Origin of the sequence: Paraburkholderia sp. J67, from assembly GCF_905220265.1 — a bacterium.
Taxonomy (GTDB): Bacteria; Pseudomonadota; Gammaproteobacteria; order Burkholderiales; family Burkholderiaceae; genus Paraburkholderia.
Genome location: NZ_CAJMZK010000002.1, coordinates 549463 through 564280 on the forward strand (window position 1 = coordinate 549463; position 14818 = coordinate 564280).

The 14818-nt window shown below is 64.7% G+C and carries 14 protein-coding genes; 4 read left to right on the top strand and 10 right to left on the bottom strand.

Annotation, left to right across the window (positions count from 1 at the left end; translation table 11 throughout):
* Positions 1-91 precede the first annotated feature (91 nt).
* The 4 genes from tal to U5782_RS06355 all read right to left on the bottom strand — a co-directional run bounded on the left by tal (position 92) and on the right by U5782_RS06355 (position 4697).
* A complete protein-coding gene (gene tal / locus U5782_RS06340) occupies positions 92-1051 on the bottom strand; it encodes a transaldolase (protein WP_322042964.1) in 960 nt (319 codons plus the stop codon).
* A 256-nt stretch (positions 1052-1307) separates the two neighbouring features.
* Positions 1308-2525, bottom strand: coding sequence for a benzoate/H(+) symporter BenE family transporter (locus U5782_RS06345; protein WP_322042965.1), 1218 nt, complete (start codon positions 2523-2525; stop codon positions 1308-1310).
* Positions 2526-2638: 113 nt separating this feature from the next.
* Positions 2639-3811, bottom strand: a complete 1173-nt coding sequence (locus tag U5782_RS06350; protein ID WP_322042966.1) for a VWA domain-containing protein — start codon at positions 3809-3811, stop codon at positions 2639-2641.
* Between the two features lie 34 nt (positions 3812-3845).
* A complete protein-coding gene (locus tag U5782_RS06355; protein ID WP_322042967.1) occupies positions 3846-4697 on the bottom strand; it encodes a MoxR family ATPase in 852 nt (283 codons plus the stop codon).
* A gap of 425 nt (positions 4698-5122) precedes the next feature.
* Between U5782_RS06355 and U5782_RS06360 the strand changes: the two genes are divergently transcribed.
* The gene (locus U5782_RS06360) at positions 5123-5488 is read left to right on the top strand and encodes a cytochrome c (RefSeq protein WP_322042968.1); all 366 of its coding nucleotides are present in this window, start codon (positions 5123-5125) and stop codon (positions 5486-5488) included.
* Between the two features lie 106 nt (positions 5489-5594).
* On the top strand, positions 5595-5942 hold the full coding sequence (locus U5782_RS06365) for a cytochrome c (protein WP_322043091.1): 348 nt from the start codon (positions 5595-5597) through the stop codon (positions 5940-5942).
* Between the two features lie 134 nt (positions 5943-6076).
* On the opposite strand, the gene U5782_RS06370 is transcribed toward U5782_RS06365, so the two are convergent.
* The 3 genes from U5782_RS06370 to rsxB all read right to left on the bottom strand — a co-directional run bounded on the left by U5782_RS06370 (position 6077) and on the right by rsxB (position 8203).
* The gene (locus U5782_RS06370) at positions 6077-6511 is read right to left on the bottom strand and encodes a DUF1841 family protein (RefSeq protein ID WP_322042969.1); all 435 of its coding nucleotides are present in this window, start codon (positions 6509-6511) and stop codon (positions 6077-6079) included.
* 163 nt (positions 6512-6674) lie between these two features.
* The gene (gene nth, locus U5782_RS06375) at positions 6675-7319 is read right to left on the bottom strand and encodes an endonuclease III (protein ID WP_322042970.1); all 645 of its coding nucleotides are present in this window, start codon (positions 7317-7319) and stop codon (positions 6675-6677) included.
* Between the two features lie 26 nt (positions 7320-7345).
* Positions 7346-8203, bottom strand: coding sequence for an electron transport complex subunit RsxB (rsxB, locus tag U5782_RS06380; RefSeq protein ID WP_322042971.1), 858 nt, complete (start codon positions 8201-8203; stop codon positions 7346-7348).
* Positions 8204-8698: 495 nt separating this feature from the next.
* Between rsxB and U5782_RS06385 the strand changes: the two genes are divergently transcribed.
* Positions 8699-9331 (top strand): TetR family transcriptional regulator, encoded by a 633-nt coding sequence (locus U5782_RS06385; protein ID WP_322042972.1) that lies wholly within the window; start codon positions 8699-8701, stop codon positions 9329-9331.
* A 113-nt stretch (positions 9332-9444) separates the two neighbouring features.
* Here U5782_RS06385 and U5782_RS06390 read toward each other — a convergent pair whose 3' ends face one another.
* From U5782_RS06390 to U5782_RS06400, 3 genes are all read right to left on the bottom strand, one after another.
* Positions 9445-10725 carry a polyhydroxyalkanoate depolymerase gene (locus U5782_RS06390; RefSeq protein WP_322042973.1) on the bottom strand — a complete coding sequence of 427 codons (1281 nt, stop codon included), beginning with the start codon at positions 10723-10725 and terminating at the stop codon, positions 9445-9447.
* A 315-nt stretch (positions 10726-11040) separates the two neighbouring features.
* Positions 11041-12903 (bottom strand): glycoside hydrolase family 15 protein, encoded by a 1863-nt coding sequence (locus U5782_RS06395; RefSeq protein ID WP_322042974.1) that lies wholly within the window; start codon positions 12901-12903, stop codon positions 11041-11043.
* 217 nt (positions 12904-13120) lie between these two features.
* Positions 13121-13270, bottom strand: a complete 150-nt coding sequence (locus U5782_RS06400; RefSeq protein WP_103701522.1) for a DUF3096 domain-containing protein — start codon at positions 13268-13270, stop codon at positions 13121-13123.
* Positions 13271-13532: 262 nt separating this feature from the next.
* On the opposite strand from U5782_RS06400, the gene U5782_RS06405 reads away from it, so the two are divergent.
* Entirely contained in the window at positions 13533-14780 is a 1248-nt protein-coding gene (locus tag U5782_RS06405; RefSeq protein ID WP_322043092.1) for a lactonase family protein, read from the top strand.
* Positions 14781-14818 lie beyond the last annotated feature (38 nt).

A 14818-nucleotide genomic window follows, 5' to 3' on the forward strand; every position in this document is an offset into this window, starting at 1 on the left:
CCGGGCGCGCCGGCATGAAAAAAAGCCGCACACGCGAAGTGTGCGGCCTTCTGGTGTAACTGGCGCCCGGTCAGCGAGCGCTTAAAACAATTTACTTCGCGCGCAGTTCGTCGACGATCTTGTCGAGCTTGACGGCGTCGGCGGCGAAAGCGCGGATGCCTTCGGCGAGCTTTTCGGTCGCCATCGCGTCTTCGTTGAGCAGGAAGCGGAAGGTCGGCTCGTCCACGCCCACGCGCTCGATCTTCTCGTTAGCGAACGCGTCGGCCGAGAGCTTGCGCTCGACCTTTTCCGTGCTGTCCTGAAGCTTTTGCAGCAGGTCCGGGCTGATGGTGAGCAGGTCGCAACCGGCCAGCTCGACGATCTGGCTGGTGTTGCGGAAGCTCGCGCCCATCACCTCGGTCTTGTAGCCGAACTTCTTGTAGTACGCGTAGATCTTGCGCACCGACTGCACGCCCGGATCGTTGGCGCCGCCGTCCTTCGCGTCGTCCCAGTCCGCGCCCTTGGCCTTCTTGTACCAGTCGTAGATGCGGCCGACGAACGGCGAGATCAGCTGTGCGCCCGCTTCGGCGCAGGCGGCGGCCTGGGCGAGCGAGAACAGCAGCGTCATGTTGCAGCGGATGCCTTCCTTCTGCAGCACTTCGGCGGCGCGGATGCCTTCCCACGTCGAGGCGAGCTTGATGAGCACGCGCTCTTTCTCGATGCCCGCCTTTTTGTAGAGGTCGATGATGTGGTGGGCCTTGTCGATCGACTTCTTCGTGTCGAACGACAGACGCGCGTCGACTTCAGTCGAGACGCGACCCGGAATGATCTTGAGGATTTCGGTGCCGAAGGCGATCAGCAGGTGGTCGATGATCGATTCGACCGATTCGCCCGCGTGATCGCGCACGGTTTTTTCGAGCAGCGGACGATATTCCGCCTTCTGCACGGCCTTGAGGATCAGGGACGGATTGGTCGTCGCGTCCTGCGGCTTGTACTGGACGAACTGCTGGAAGTCGCCCGTATCGGCGACGACGGTGGTGTACTGCTTGAGCTGATCGAGTGCGGTAGTCATGTCTGGCCTTGTGGGCGCATGCGCGCCGGCGTCGGTGGAAGTTGAACGGCCTGCGCGCCCGAGGCTGGCTCGTGGCGCGCAGGGCGGAACGCTAAATGCTTACGCCTGTACGCGAAAGGCGGTGCCGCGCCGATCGGTTGGACCCGCGCGGCTCACTGCATCATTTTATGGCGGATCGGGAGGCGGTGCGATGACGCGCGCGTTTCGAAAAAAATCGGGCGCCATTGCCGTGCCCGGCCGCACGCCTGGATCGTCCTCAGGCTCGCCGCGCGTTGAGCACGATCTGGGTGATCACGCCCGCCACCAGCCCCCAGAACGCCGCGCCGATAGACAGCAGCGTGAGGCCCGAGGCCGTCACCATGAAGGTCACGAGCGCCGCCTCGCGCTCCTTCGGGTTCTGCATCGCGTTGGTCAGGCCGCTCATGATCGAGCCGAACAGCGCGAGCGCCGCGATCGACACGACGAGCGCCTGCGGAAACGCTGCGAACAGTGCCGCGATGGTCGCGCCGAAGGTGCCGGCGATCAGATAGAAAATGCCGCACCAGACCGCCGCCATATAACGCTTGGTGCGGTCCTCGTGCGCATGCGGGCCGGTGCAGATGGCCGCCGTGATGGCCGCGAGGTTGATGCCGTGCGAGCCGAACGGCGCGAGCACGAGCGAAGCAAGACCCGTGGTGGCGATCAGCGGGGAGGAGGGCGTGTCGTAGCCGTCGGCGCGGATCACGGCGATGCCAGGCACGTTCTGCGACGCCATCGCGACCACGAACAGCGGAATGCCGATGCTGACGATGGCCTGAACGGAGAACGCGGGCATCGTGAACACGGGCTTGGCCACGGCCACGCGGAAGTGGCTGAAGTCGAGCAACCCGAGCGCCGCCGCCGCCGCGATCCCCACGACAAGCGTGCCGACGATCGCATAGCGCGGCACGAAGCGCTTCATCAGCAAGTAGGCGAAGAACATGGTGAGCACGAGCGGCGTCTGCACCTGGGCGGCGTGAAAGATCTCGATGCCGATCTCGAACAGGATGCCCGCGAGCAATGCCGCCGCGATGCCCGCTGGAATGCGTTTCATGAGCGTGTCGAACCAGCCCGTCAGGCCGACGGCGGTGAGCAGCAGGGCGCAGACGATATAGGCGCCGATTGCCTCCGCATAAGGCACATGCGGCAGCGAACTGATGAGCAACGCCGCGCCCGGCGTTGACCACGCGACCACAGTGGGCGCGCGAAACCACAGCGACAGCCCGATGGTGGTCACCGCCATGCCGATCGAAAGCGACCAGATCCACGAGGAGATCTGCGCGTCGGTGAGGTGGGCCGCCTGGCCTGCCTGAAACATCAAGACCAGCGAACTGGTGTAGCCCGTCATCATCGCGACGAAACCGGCCACGATCGTGGCAACCGATGTGTCGGCCAAAGGCCGCAGCGGTCCCGGCCGGAGGTTCGCCGGCAGGTCGGGGGATGAAGGCGCGGTCATGCTGGAATTCTCCTCGTTTTTGTTGTGCGCGCAACGGACGAGCCGACCTTCGTGGTCGGCTCGATGGTTCGTGTTGCGCGTGGTGAAAGGCGTGTAAGCGGCGGATATGCCCGTTATTTGCTCAGCACGCGCATGGCCGTTTCCAGCCCGGCGACGGTGAGCGGATACATGCGGTGGCCGAGTATCTCGCGGATGATCGACACCGATTGACGGTATTCCCATAGCCGCTCGGGCTCGGGATTGAGCCACGCGAAATGCGGGAACTGGTCGGCCAGACGCCGCAGCCAGACGGCGCCGGCTTCAGGGTTGTTGTACTCGACCGAGCCGCCCGGCTGCAGCACTTCATAGGGGCTCATGGTCGCGTCGCCGACGAAAATGAGCTTGTAGTCGGGCGTGAACTTGTGCAGCAGGTCCCACGTGGGCGTGCGCTCCGCGTGGCGGCGGCGGTTGTTCTTCCACAGGTAGTCGTAGACGCAGTTGTGGAAGTAGTAGAACTCCAGATGCTTGAACTCGGCCTTGGCCGCCGAGAACAACTCTTCGGTGCGCCGGATGTGATCGTCCATCGAGCCGCCCACGTCGAGCAGCATCAGCACCTTCACCTTGTTGTGGCGCTCCGGGACCATCTTGAGATCGAGCCAGCCCGCGTTGGCGGCCGTGCTGCGGATCGTGTCGTTGAGGTCGAGCTCTTCGGCCGCGCCCTCGCGTGCGAAACGGCGCAGGCGGCGCAAGGCCACCTTGATGTTGCGCGTGCCGATTTCGACCTGGTCGTCGTAGTCACGGTAGGCGCGCGCGTCCCACACCTTCACGGCGCTGCGCTGGCCGCCTTCGCCGCCGATGCGGATGCCCTCGGGGTTATAGCCGCCGTTGCCGAAGGGCGAGGTGCCGCCCGTGCCGATCCACTTGCTGCCGCCTTCGTGGCGCTCCTTCTGCTCCTCGAAGAGTTCCTTCAGGCGCTCCATGAGCTTGTCGAGCCCGCCCATCGCTTCGATCTGCGCGCGCTGCTCGGGCGTGAAATCGCGTTCGAGCTTCTTCTTGAGCCAGTCTTCGGGAATCTCGAAGGCCTGCGCCGACTTCGCCTCGATGCCGCGAAAATACGCGCCGAACGCCTGGTCGAAGCGGTCGAAGTATTGCTCGTCCTTCACCAGCGTCATGCGCGCGAGGTAGTAGAAGTCGTCGAGCGAGGGTGCGATCACGCGCTCCTTGAGCGCCTCCACGAGCGTCAGGTACTCCTTCACGGAGACCGGCAGCTTCGCGTCGCGCAGGGTGTAGAAGAAGTCGATCAGCATGCGGGTTCTCCGGCGCTCGCGTGCGCGGTGGGCATCAGCGGTTGTGGCGGTTCATGTAGATGAGCCGCTCGAACAGCGTCATGTCCTGTTCGTTCTTGAGCAGCGCGCCCGCGAGCGGCGGCATCGACTTCGAGCCGTCCACCGCGCGCAGCGCCTCGGGCGGAATGTCTTCGGCGAGCAGCAGCTTGAGCCAGTCGAGCAGTTCGGAGGTCGAAGGTTTTTTCTTCAGGCCCGCGACGTTACGCAGTTCGAAGAAACTTTCCATGGCCGCGCTGAGCAGGTCGCGGCGGATGCCCGGATAGTGGACCTCGACGATGCGCTGCATCGTGGCGGGATCGGGGAAGCTGATGTAGTGGAAGAAGCAGCGGCGCAGGAAGGCGTCCGGCAGTTCCTTCTCGTTGTTCGACGTGATGATGACGAGCGGGCGTTGCTTCGCCTTCACGAGCTCGCGCGTCTCGTAGACGTAGAACTCCATGCGGTCGAGTTCGCGCAGCAGGTCGTTGGGGAATTCGATGTCGGCCTTGTCGATTTCGTCGATCAGCAGCACGCTTTGCTGCTCCGACTCGAACGCCTGCCACAGCACGCCCTTGACGATGTAGTTGCCGATGTCCTTCACGCGTTCGTCGCCGAGCTGCGAGTCGCGCAGGCGCGAGACCGCGTCGTACTCGTAGAGGCCTTGCTGCGCCTTGGTGGTGGACTTGATGTGCCATTGCATCAGCGGCATGTCCAGCGCGGCCGCCACTTCCTCGGCCAGCATGGTCTTGCCCGTACCCGGTTCGCCCTTGATGAGCAGCGGCCGTTTCAGGGTGATCGCGGCGTTGACCGCGAGCTTGAGATCGTCGGTGGCGACGTACTGCGAAGAGCCTTCGAAACGCGTGGCGCGCATGATGAACCGCTCGCTGAAAAAAATCCCAGTATAAGTCAGATGGGGTGTTGCGTCGGAGGGCGCTCGCGTATCGTTGGGTCCGCCCGATGCGGTACTGATTCAGCGCCGCATCCGTACCTTTTCCGGTCCGAATCGCCAGGTTTGCATCGCCCGTTGCGGTGCCGCGCGTGTCGCGCGCAGCACATCAGGGATCACCCGCACGACCCGCCTCAAAGGCCGCTCGCACAACGCCCGAGCCCCGTGGGGCGGGCCTTAGCGGGCGCGGGGCGGGCGGCAGCCCGTGGACGGGCCAGGCGGCGTCGCGGTATACTCAGACCGATTTTTTTCGGCCTGCACGGCGACCCAAAAGTAAAACAGCAGTAATGCGGCGCAGGCCGTGGCCTGCGATTCGGGCGTTCGAATCCCCTCAAGCCAGGTTGGATGCTATGAAAAAAATTGTCGGCAAGCACGTCATGCTCGGTGCAGTGACCGTGCTGGCGGGCTTCGCGGCCACGGCACACGCGGATGTCGTGGGCGACGCGAAGGCAGGTCAAGGCAAGGTTGCGATGTGTATCGGCTGTCATGGTATTCCCGACTACCGCACCGCCTATCCCGAGGTCTATCACGTGCCCATCCTGGGCGGCCAGAACGCGCAGTACATCCAGAACGCGCTGCACGGCTACAAGAAGGGCGATCGCCACTTCGAGACGATGCATGCGATCGCGGCCACGCTCACCGACCAGGATATCGCCGATATCGCGGCTTATTACTCGTCGCAAACGGCCACCTCCAAAAACAACCCCGAGAAGTAACCGGCACGGGAGACGAGAATCCATGAACAAGCCCTATACGGCCGTGCGCTCCGGTGCGCGCTTGCGTGTTGCTTCGAGCAAGCGCGAAGCGTTTTTCAAGACTGCCATGCTGGCGTCGGGCGCGGCTGCGCTCGTCGCCTCGCTCGCGTTGCATCCGGCGCATGCCGCCGACGCGTCCAACGGCAAGGTGCTCTCCGACAGCCACAATTGCGCGGCTTGCCACGGCGTGAACCTGAACAAGCCCGTGAGCCCCGAGTATCCGAAGCTCGCCGGCCAGCATTCCGACTACGTCTACTGGGCGCTGCGCCAGTATCAGATGGGCAACGGCAATCCGCATCTCGGCCGCAACAATCCGATCATGCAGGCGCAGGTGCAGAGCCTGTCGCAGAGCGATATGAAGGACCTGGCGGCCTATATCGAGTCGCTCAAGGGCGATCTGATCGACAAGAAGTGAGTCTCATGCGTGGTGCATGAGGTGCGCGATCTCTCCTGGTCGCGCTGATCGCAGAGACGAAACACCCCGCTTGCGGCGCGCTGTGTGGCGCGGCAAGCGGGGTGTTTTTCATGGTGCTGCGTAATGGTCGACGCTCAATCGCGCGTGGCGCGGCGCTCGATGCGCTGGAGATAGGCGTCGGTGTCGGGCGGCGTGTTGGTGCGCTGCGCTTCCCAGATCGTTTCGCCCAGGCACTCCATGATGGCGTGCTGCGCATCATGCGTGGAGCCCATGCGCGCCGCGAGACGGTCGTGCGCGGCGCGAATGCCCGGCGGCTGATCGATCGACAACTGCTCGCTGATCGCCAGATGCATCGACAGATGCAGGAAGGGGTTGCTCTGACCGCGCTCCGGCGAATAGTCCTGGGCGGCGGCCTGATCGGCATCGGCGAGTTCCGCGTGGTACTCCGGATGCTCGATGATCCAGTCGGCGGCGATCGCCTCCAGAGGCGTGAGGATTTCGCCTGCGCGCTGCTTGCGCCAGGTCTCGGTGAAAAATCGGCGGACTTCGTCGCGGCTGGGATTGAACATCGTGGGTCGTGCGGTGGTTCGTGGGGTTTGGCGTCTTTGCACTACTGGGGCCAGAAGACGCGGGCTCTACCTTTTTCGGCGGATCCGGAGATTCTGACGGGCCATTCTACGTCGCCCCGCGCGCGCCTGCCGGAGTGCTCGCAGGGGGCCGCTGGGCGCTTTGTCAGAGTTCGGGCGCAGGGGTCTTCGGCCGGAACTCGCACAGCGGCTCGATCACGCAATGCCAGCATTCCGGGCGGCGCGCCTTGCACACGTAGCGGCCATGCAGGATCAGCCAGTGGTGCGCGTCCTGCAGGAACTCCTGCGGCGTGAACTTCTCCAGCGCGATCTCGACCGCCTTCACGTCCTTGCCGGGCGCCAGACCCGTGCGGTTGGCCACGCGGAAGATGTGCGTATCGACGGCGATGGTCGGATGACCGAAGGCCGTGTTGAGCACCACGTTCGCCGTCTTGCGGCCCACGCCCGGCAGACCTTCGAGTGCCTCGCGCGTCTGCGGGACTTCGCCGCCGTACTGCTCGATCAGGATCCGGCAGGTGGCAATGACGTTCTTCGCCTTGGTGCGGTACAGGCCGATCGTCTTGATGTAATCGGCCACGCCTTCTTCGCCGAGCGCGAGCACGGTGGCGGGTGTATTCGCCACCGGAAACATCTTGCGCATGGCCTTGTTCACCGACACATCGGTGGCCTGCGCGGAGAGCAACACGGCGATCAGGAGTTCGAACGGCGTCGAAAATTCCAGCTCGGTCGTGGGATGCGGATTGAGGCTTTGCAGCGTTTCGTAGATGGCGCGGCGCTTGGTGGCGTTCATGGCTCGTAGGCGGGGGCCGATTGTTGTCAGGCGGGCTTGTCTTTGTCGCCGTCGGGGGCGCTTTCGTCCTTCTGCGCTTGCTCGTCGATGCCCAGACGCTTGCGGCGCGCTTCGGCCGCATCGATCTGCGCCTGTACATCTGCGCTCACATGTTCCGTATTGCGCGGGCCGTCGCCGCTTGCGGCCAGTTCCGCCTTCTTCTGGCGCGCGCGTTCCAGCGCGGCCTGGATGATCGCTTTCTTCTTCGCTGCGGCGTCGGCGGCGGGGGCGTCGGCGGCGGGGGCAGCAGGCGTTGCCGCCGCGGCTTCCACGGGCGCAGGCGCAGCAACAGAAGCAGCAGCGCGACGTGCGGCTGCGCGTGCCTCTGCGGCGTCACGCTCAGCGGCCAGACGCGCCTGATGGCGGTCGTGGTGCAAGCGCGCCTCATCGGCCTGTTGCTGGGTCCAGGCGTCCCAGCCGGTCGCGTCGCCGGTCACGGGGATCATCGCGATGCAATCCACCGGGCAGGGCGCCACGCACAGGTCGCAACCCGTGCAGAGGTCCTGGACGATGGTGTGCATCTGCTTGGGCGCGCCGACGATCGCATCGACCGGACACGCCTGTATACAGAGCGTGCAGCCGATGCACAACTGCTCGTCGATGAACGCCACGGGGCGTGGCCGCTCGACGCCGTTATCGGGATTGATGGGAATGACGGGCTTGCCGAGCAGGTGCGCGAGACGCACGACGCCCTCGGCGCCGCCCGGCGGGCACTGGTTATAGCTGGCGGTGCCGGCGGCGACGGCTTCGGCATAGGGCCGGCAGCCGTCGTAGCCGCACTTGGTGCATTGTGTCTGGGGCAGCAGATCTTCGATGCGATCTGCGAGTGTTCTGGAATCGTTCACGGTCGCAATTTCTACGCTGGCCCGACAGGGGGAAAGTGGGGCAAGCGGGACAGGCGGGCGGCCCGCACACGCGCGCTGACCAGGTACAGGCCAGGGCCTGGCCGGTGCAAGGTCGCGCTGACGTGGACCCGGTTGCGTCGCCGCCTGCCGGGGTGCGCACGTGCGGCGCCAAAGCCCGCATTATCGCCGATTTCCCGGATTGCCATCGGCAGGGCATGTGCCATAATCAAAGCGCTTAATTCGAATGTTCGCAGCACGCGTAGTACGCGCAAAAGGCGGGGCAATCGGATCGGGCATGGAGGACGGCTTCAAACACGCGGCGCCGGACGAGGGCTCCGGACGGGCTGCGAACCACAATAACGAAGATCGAAAAACGAAGGGTGTCAGTCCATTAACCTGGCGCGCCCCGCAAATCGCTGCCGCTACATGGGTTTTTTGGAGAGACCCGGCAGTGCCCAGTGGGAACCCGCGCGCCTATCGAGCGATCCTGCCACCATGAATCAGCCGAAAATCAAAAGAGATCCTGAAGGCACGCGCCGTCGCATCCTGCTAGCCGCGGCGGAAGAGTTCGCGAGCGGGGGCCTGTTCGGTGCCCGCGTCGACCAGATCGCGCGACGCGCCGAAACCAACGAGCGCATGCTCTATTACTACTTCGGCAGCAAGGAGCAACTGTTTACCGCAGTGCTCGAGCACGCCTTCGGCGCGCTCAACGAAGCCGAACGCGCACTCGATCTGGCGGGCCTCGCACCCGTCGAGGCCATCACGCGGCTTGCGCATTTCGTCTGGGACTACTACCGCGACCATCCCGAACTGCTGCGGCTCGTGAACAACGAGAACCTGCACGAAGCGCGCTATATGATGAAGTCCACGCGCATCCACGAGATGGTGTCGCCGATCGTCGCCACGCTCGGCAGCATTCTCGCGCGTGGGGAGGCCGCGGGGCTGTTCCGCACGAACATCGATCCGCTGCGCCTGTACGTGACGCTCTCGGGCATGGGCTACTACATCGTGTCCAACCGCTATACGCTCAACGCCACGCTCGGCCGCGACTTCAGCACGAGCGCCGAACGCGCCGAGATCATCCAGCTCAATACGGAAATGCTGCTCGCGTTCCTGATGCGCAAGTAAGCGGCACGCCGTAGTCGTCGAGCCCGCAAGAAGAAACGCCGCGCCCTCATGATGAGGCGCGGCGTCTGTTCGGTCTGCTCATCGAGCGAGCGGGTTCGCACCCGCCGCCACACTTACACGACAGCGCTTTCCTTTGCCGTCTGCTTCGCCTGCGGTTGATGCTGGCGAATGAAGTCGCGCAGTTGCGGATAGATGATGGTGCGCCAGCGACGGCCCGAGAAAATGCCGTAGTGGCCGCATTTTTCCGCAGTCAGATGGTGCTTGTCCTTTTCCGGAATGCTCGTGCACAGGTCGTGCGCGGCGCGCGTCTGTCCGGAGCCCGAAATATCGTCGAGCTCGCCTTCGATCGTGAAGAGCGCCGTGTCGCGGATATCCTGCGGCCGCACGCGTTCGCCCGCGACGTCCCAGGTGCCTTCGGCGAGGCTGAAGTCCTGGAATACCGTCTGGATCGTCTCCAGGTAATACTCGGCGGCCATGTCGAGCACCGCGTTGTATTCGTCGTAGAACTGGCGATGTGCTTCGGCATCCTCTTCGTCGCCGCGCAGCAGGCTCTTGTAGAAGTCCCAGTGCGCCGTGGTGTGACGGCCCGGATTCATCGCAACAAAGCCTGCGTGCTGCAGGAAGCCCGGATACACTTCGCGCCCTTCGCCCGGATAGTTGGCCGGCACCGTATGGATCACGTTGTTCGCAAACCACTCGCGCGAATGCTCGGTGGCGAGCGAATTGACGGCGGTGGGGCTGCGGCGCGCGTCGATCGGGCCGCCCATCATCGTCATGGTGAGCGGCGTGGGTTCGCCACGGCTCGCCATCAGCGAAATTGCCGCGAGCACCGGCACCGTGGGCTGGCAAACCGACAGCACATGCAGATTCTTCGCGCCGATATGACGGATGAATTCCTGGATGTAGGCGACGTAGTCGTCCAGATGGAACGCGCCGGCTTCCAGCGGCACCATGCGTGCGTCGATCCAGTCGGTGATGTACACCTTGTGGTCCTGCAGCAGCGTGCGCACGGTGTCGCGCAGCAGCGTGGAGTGGTGGCCGGACAGCGGCGCGCACACCAGCACGGAAGGCTCGTCCTTGAGCGCGGTAACCGCGGACGGATCGTCGGCGTAGCGCTTGAAGCGCAGCAGCCGGCAGAACGGCTTTTCGATGATGGTCTGCTCGACGATCGGGATGTGGAAGCCATCCTTCTCGATCTGGCGGATATTGAACTCGGGCTTTTCGTAGTCCTTGCCGAGTCGGTAGAGCAGTTCGTAGCCGGCGGCGAGGCGCGTGGCGCCCGGCACGAGCGAGAACGGGCTCGACGGATTCGAAAACGATTTGGAAGCAGCCTGAGCCCACGCGGTGAGTGGGCTAAGCAATGCGCGCTGGTATTCGCGGATTTGGTAGAGCATGGATGCTCCAGCATCAGGGGCCGGATCGAATCCAGGTCGCGCGGCGAAGCGCGGCGCGGATGCGGCCCGCATGTTGATCGGTCAGGCTGTTTATCGGCTTTGCATCGCGCCGCTTGAATGAAAATCTACGGTGCGCCGCTTGAAACTGCCGCGTGACGACGAATTGCGGACCGATCCTATCGGACCCCAGAACGTTGTGCAACGCAGCAAGTCAAGTTTAGCGCACCTCATACAAACGTGTAGGCGCTTTCGTACGTTGACCGCTTCGCCGTCCTGCGTTTCGCCATCCTGTGTTTCTCCTCGTGTGCGTCCCCTTCACGACGCTGCGGCTTCGATATCGGCCTCAATCGCTGGGATACCCGCCGGATGGCCCGTCTCCTTGGCCATTTCCTGCTCATGGCGCATCAGATTCAGCCCCGTGTGAACGAGCGCGACATGCGAGAAGGCCTGTGGGAAATTTCCCACAAGCCGGCCCGCGACCGGGTCGAATTCCTCGGCCAGCAGGCCGACATCGTTGGCGAGCGCGAGCAGGCGTTCGTACATCTTGCGCGCATCGTCCATGCGGCCCTGGAGCGCGAGGTTATCGACCATCCAGAAGCTACAGGCGAGGAAGGTGCCTTCGCCGGGCGGCAGGCCGTCGTTGAACTCGGTCGTGCGGTAGCGCATGACGAAGCCTTCGCACATCAGGTCGCGCTCGATGGCCTTGACCGTGCCCGCGATGCGCGCATCGTCGGCGGGCAGGAAGCCCACCAGCGGCATCAGCAGCAGGCTCGCGTCGAGGTCGGTGCCGCCATAGATCTGCGTAAAGGAGTTCAATTCGGGGTTGAAACTGCGCTCGCAGATCTGCGCGTGGATGGTGGCGCGCATTTCGCGCCAGTGGTCGAGCGGGCCGGGCAGATCGAACTTCTCGGCCGAGCGGATGCAGCGGTCGAACGCGACCCACGCCATGACCTTCGAGAAGGTGAAGTGCTGGCGACCGCCGCGCGTTTCCCAGATGCCTTCGTCGGGTTCGGTCCAGATCGTTTCCAGATGTTCGAGCATCGCGCACTGGATCGACCACGCCGTGTCGTCGGCTTGCAGGCCGCCCACGCGTGCAAGGTGCAGCGCGTTCATCACTTCGCCATAGACATCGAGCTGCAACTGCCCGACCGCGTTATTGCCCACGCGCACGGGTTTGGCGCCCTCGTAGCCGGGCAGCCAGTCGATCTCGATCTCGGGCAGGCGCCGTTCGCCGGCGAGGCCGTACATGATCTGCAACTGCGAGGGCGAGCCCGCCATCACGCGGCCGAGCCACGCGCGCCAGGCGCGTGCTTCGTCGTAGTAGCCGCCGCGCATCATGGCGAGCAGGGTGATGGTGGCGTCGCGCAGCCAGCAGTAACGGTAGTCCCAGTTGCGCGTGCCGCCCAGTTGCTCCGGCAGCGAGGTGGTGGGCGCGGCGACGATGCCGCCCGTGGGCTCGTAGGCGAGCGCCTTGAGCGTGATGAGCGAGCGGCGGATCGGTGCGGCCCAGCGGCCTTCGACGGTGCTGCGCGCGGCCCATTCTTCCCAGAAGTTCTCGGTGCGGGCGAGCGCCGTGAACGGGTCGCGCGGCGGCGGCAGACGCAGATGCGAGGCCGCATAGGCCATCGAAAACGGTACGCGCTCGCCTTCCTTGACCTCGAATTCGGCGACCGTGCGCATGTTCTCGCCCTCCAGATCGACGGGCGTACGCAGCACGACGGTGTCGGGGCCGACCGTGGCCTTGATGCCGCTCTCGTAGGCCAGGCGGCTGACCCACGGCACCGAAAAGCCGTAATCGAAGCGCAGGATCAGTTCGCACTGCATGCGCACGGTGCCGCGGCGGCCCACGACGATGCGCACGAGTTCGGTCCAGCCGTTGCCGGGCGGCATGAAGTCGATGAGCGTGACGGCGCCCTCGGGCGTTTCGAAGTCGGTTTCGAGGATCAGCGTGTCGCCGCGATAGCGGCGCGTGGATTTGACCTGAGCCGGCGTGCCGTCGGCGGCGGGGGCGGGTGCGATCTGCCAGCGGCCGTTCTTCTCGGTGCCGAGCAGCGCCGCGAAACAGGCGCCGGAGTCGAAACGCGGCCAGCAGAGCCAGTCGATGGAGCCTTCGCGGGACACGAGCGCGGCGGTGTGGCCGTCGCCGATCAATGCATAGTCTTCGATAAGTGCGGGCATGGTAAGCAGATTGACAGCGTGCGTGGTGCGGTACGGACGCGACCCTTACAGCGGCGGCGCATGCACGGACAAGATTAGTGGCTGCGGGGCCGAAAGCGCAACGCGTTTTGCGGCGCACAGCATGACGCCGCACGCAAAAGCGTGTGGCGGGGACGCCGCCGCGCGCCGCTCGGGGCGCGCAGGCGGTGAACAGGCGGGATTGAGGGGCGTTCGGCGCTCAGAAATGCCCACCCGTGCCGAACAGGCCGATGATCCCGATGATGATCAGATAGAGCGCAACGATGTAGTTGAGCAGGCGCGGCACGACGAGGATCAGAATGCCGGCGATGAGCGCGACGAGCGGGCCGATGGCGACATGGATATTCATCTTCACTCCTTGTGTGTGACGGGGCGAGGGTGTCGGCTCGCATGAGAGGCGCAATGTCGGGTCTCGCTGCGCGCTGGCAGCGCGATGGCGCACAACCTCTCGTATACTTCGCCTCCAACCCTCATAACATTCGCGCTCGCGCAACGCGTGTTTCCGGTTTTCGCGGACACACGCCACGGCGCGCTGCCGATCAGCTCCAGGTTCGACAAGAAGAAAGGAGGTCGACATGTTCCAAGGCCATGCCGCCGCAATCGCCGTGCCCATGCCCGCGCGCACTTCGGGCGCTTTGCGCACCCGCAAGCGCGGACTCATTCATCAGATCATCAAGGGTATCGCCATCATGGCCTCAGTCGCCGCGACCCAGGCGTTCGCGCAAACCGGCGCGGGCGCAGCCCCCGCCGATGTCGCGGGCAACGGGGTGTACGACCTGATCGTCGGCACCTACACGGGTGCCAAGAGCGAGGGCATCTACGTCTATCGCTTCGATTCGAAGACGGGCGACATGAAGCAGGTGAGCGTCGCGAAGACGGTGAACCCGTCGTATCTCGTCGTGAGCCGCGACAAGCGCTTCGTCTATGCCGTGAACGAACTGCCCGGCGACAACGGCCCGGCAAGTCTGCGCGGCGATGTGAGCGCCTTCGGCTTCGACGCCGCGAGCGGCCAGCTCACCTTCCTCGACAAGGTCTCGGCCCAGGGCAACGACCCGTGCTATCTGAGCCTGTCGCCGGACGGCAAGTATCTGCTGGTCGCCAACTACTCGGTCGCGGCCGATCCGGGCGGCAGCTTCGCGGTGCTGCCGGTCGAGCAGGACGGCAAGCTCGGCCAGTCCGTGCTGACCGTGCATCACGAAGGCGGCGGCCCGGTGAAGGGGCGCCAGGACAATGCGCACGTGCACTCGACGGTGTTCTCGCCGGACGGCCATTACCTGTTCACGCAGGATCTGGGCACCGACAAGCTCTGGACCTACCGCTACACGCCGGACGGCACGCGCGGACTCCTGAGCCCCGCTGAATGGCGCTATACCGATGTGAAGGCCGGCACCGGCCCGCGTCACCTTGTCTTCAGCAACGATGGCCGCCACGCGTATCTCACGAGCGAACTCGCGGGCACCGTGAGCGCATTCAGCTACGACGATGGTCATCTGAAGCTCGAGCAGGTCGAAAAACTCGCCGAGCCGGGCTTCAAGGGCGCGGTGGGCGCAGCGGCGCTGCACCTCTCGCCGGACGGCAAGTTCCTTTACGTGTCGAACCGCGGCGACGCCAACGACATCTCGATCTTCGCGGTCGATCAGACGAGCGGCAAGCTCAAGCGCGTGGGCCGGCAGGCGAGCCTCGGCAAGTCGCCGCGCGAGTTCGCGATCGACCCGTCGGGTCAGTGGCTGATCGTCGGCAATCAGGGTAGCGACACGGCCTATGTGTTCCGCCGCGATCAGGAAACGGGTCTGCTCGAAGCGAATCCGAAGCAGGTCGAGATCGGTTCGCCGGTCGATTTCAAGTTCGTGACGCCTTGATGCCGTAACGCAGCCAGACTCGACTGGCAAATAAAAAC

Coding starts and splice junctions, on each gene's coding strand:
- tal (WP_322042964.1), bottom strand. CDS start 1,051: ATGACTACCGCACTCGATCAGCTCAAGCAGTACACCACCGTCGTCGCC.
- U5782_RS06345 (WP_322042965.1), bottom strand. CDS start 2,525: ATGACCGCGCCTTCATCCCCCGACCTGCCGGCGAACCTCCGGCCGGGA.
- U5782_RS06350 (WP_322042966.1), bottom strand. CDS start 3,811: ATGCTGATCGACTTCTTCTACACCCTGCGCGACGCGAAGCTGCCGGTC.
- U5782_RS06355 (WP_322042967.1), bottom strand. CDS start 4,697: ATGCGCGCCACGCGTTTCGAAGGCTCTTCGCAGTACGTCGCCACCGAC.
- U5782_RS06360 (WP_322042968.1), top strand. CDS start 5,123: ATGAAAAAAATTGTCGGCAAGCACGTCATGCTCGGTGCAGTGACCGTG.
- U5782_RS06365 (WP_322043091.1), top strand. CDS start 5,595: ATGCTGGCGTCGGGCGCGGCTGCGCTCGTCGCCTCGCTCGCGTTGCAT.
- U5782_RS06370 (WP_322042969.1), bottom strand. CDS start 6,511: ATGTTCAATCCCAGCCGCGACGAAGTCCGCCGATTTTTCACCGAGACC.
- nth (WP_322042970.1), bottom strand. CDS start 7,319: ATGAACGCCACCAAGCGCCGCGCCATCTACGAAACGCTGCAAAGCCTC.
- U5782_RS06385 (WP_322042972.1), top strand. CDS start 8,699: ATGAATCAGCCGAAAATCAAAAGAGATCCTGAAGGCACGCGCCGTCGC.
- U5782_RS06390 (WP_322042973.1), bottom strand. CDS start 10,725: ATGCTCTACCAAATCCGCGAATACCAGCGCGCATTGCTTAGCCCACTC.
- U5782_RS06395 (WP_322042974.1), bottom strand. CDS start 12,903: ATGCCCGCACTTATCGAAGACTATGCATTGATCGGCGACGGCCACACC.
- U5782_RS06400 (WP_103701522.1), bottom strand. CDS start 13,270: ATGAATATCCATGTCGCCATCGGCCCGCTCGTCGCGCTCATCGCCGGC.
- U5782_RS06405 (WP_322043092.1), top strand. CDS start 13,533: ATGCCCGCGCGCACTTCGGGCGCTTTGCGCACCCGCAAGCGCGGACTC.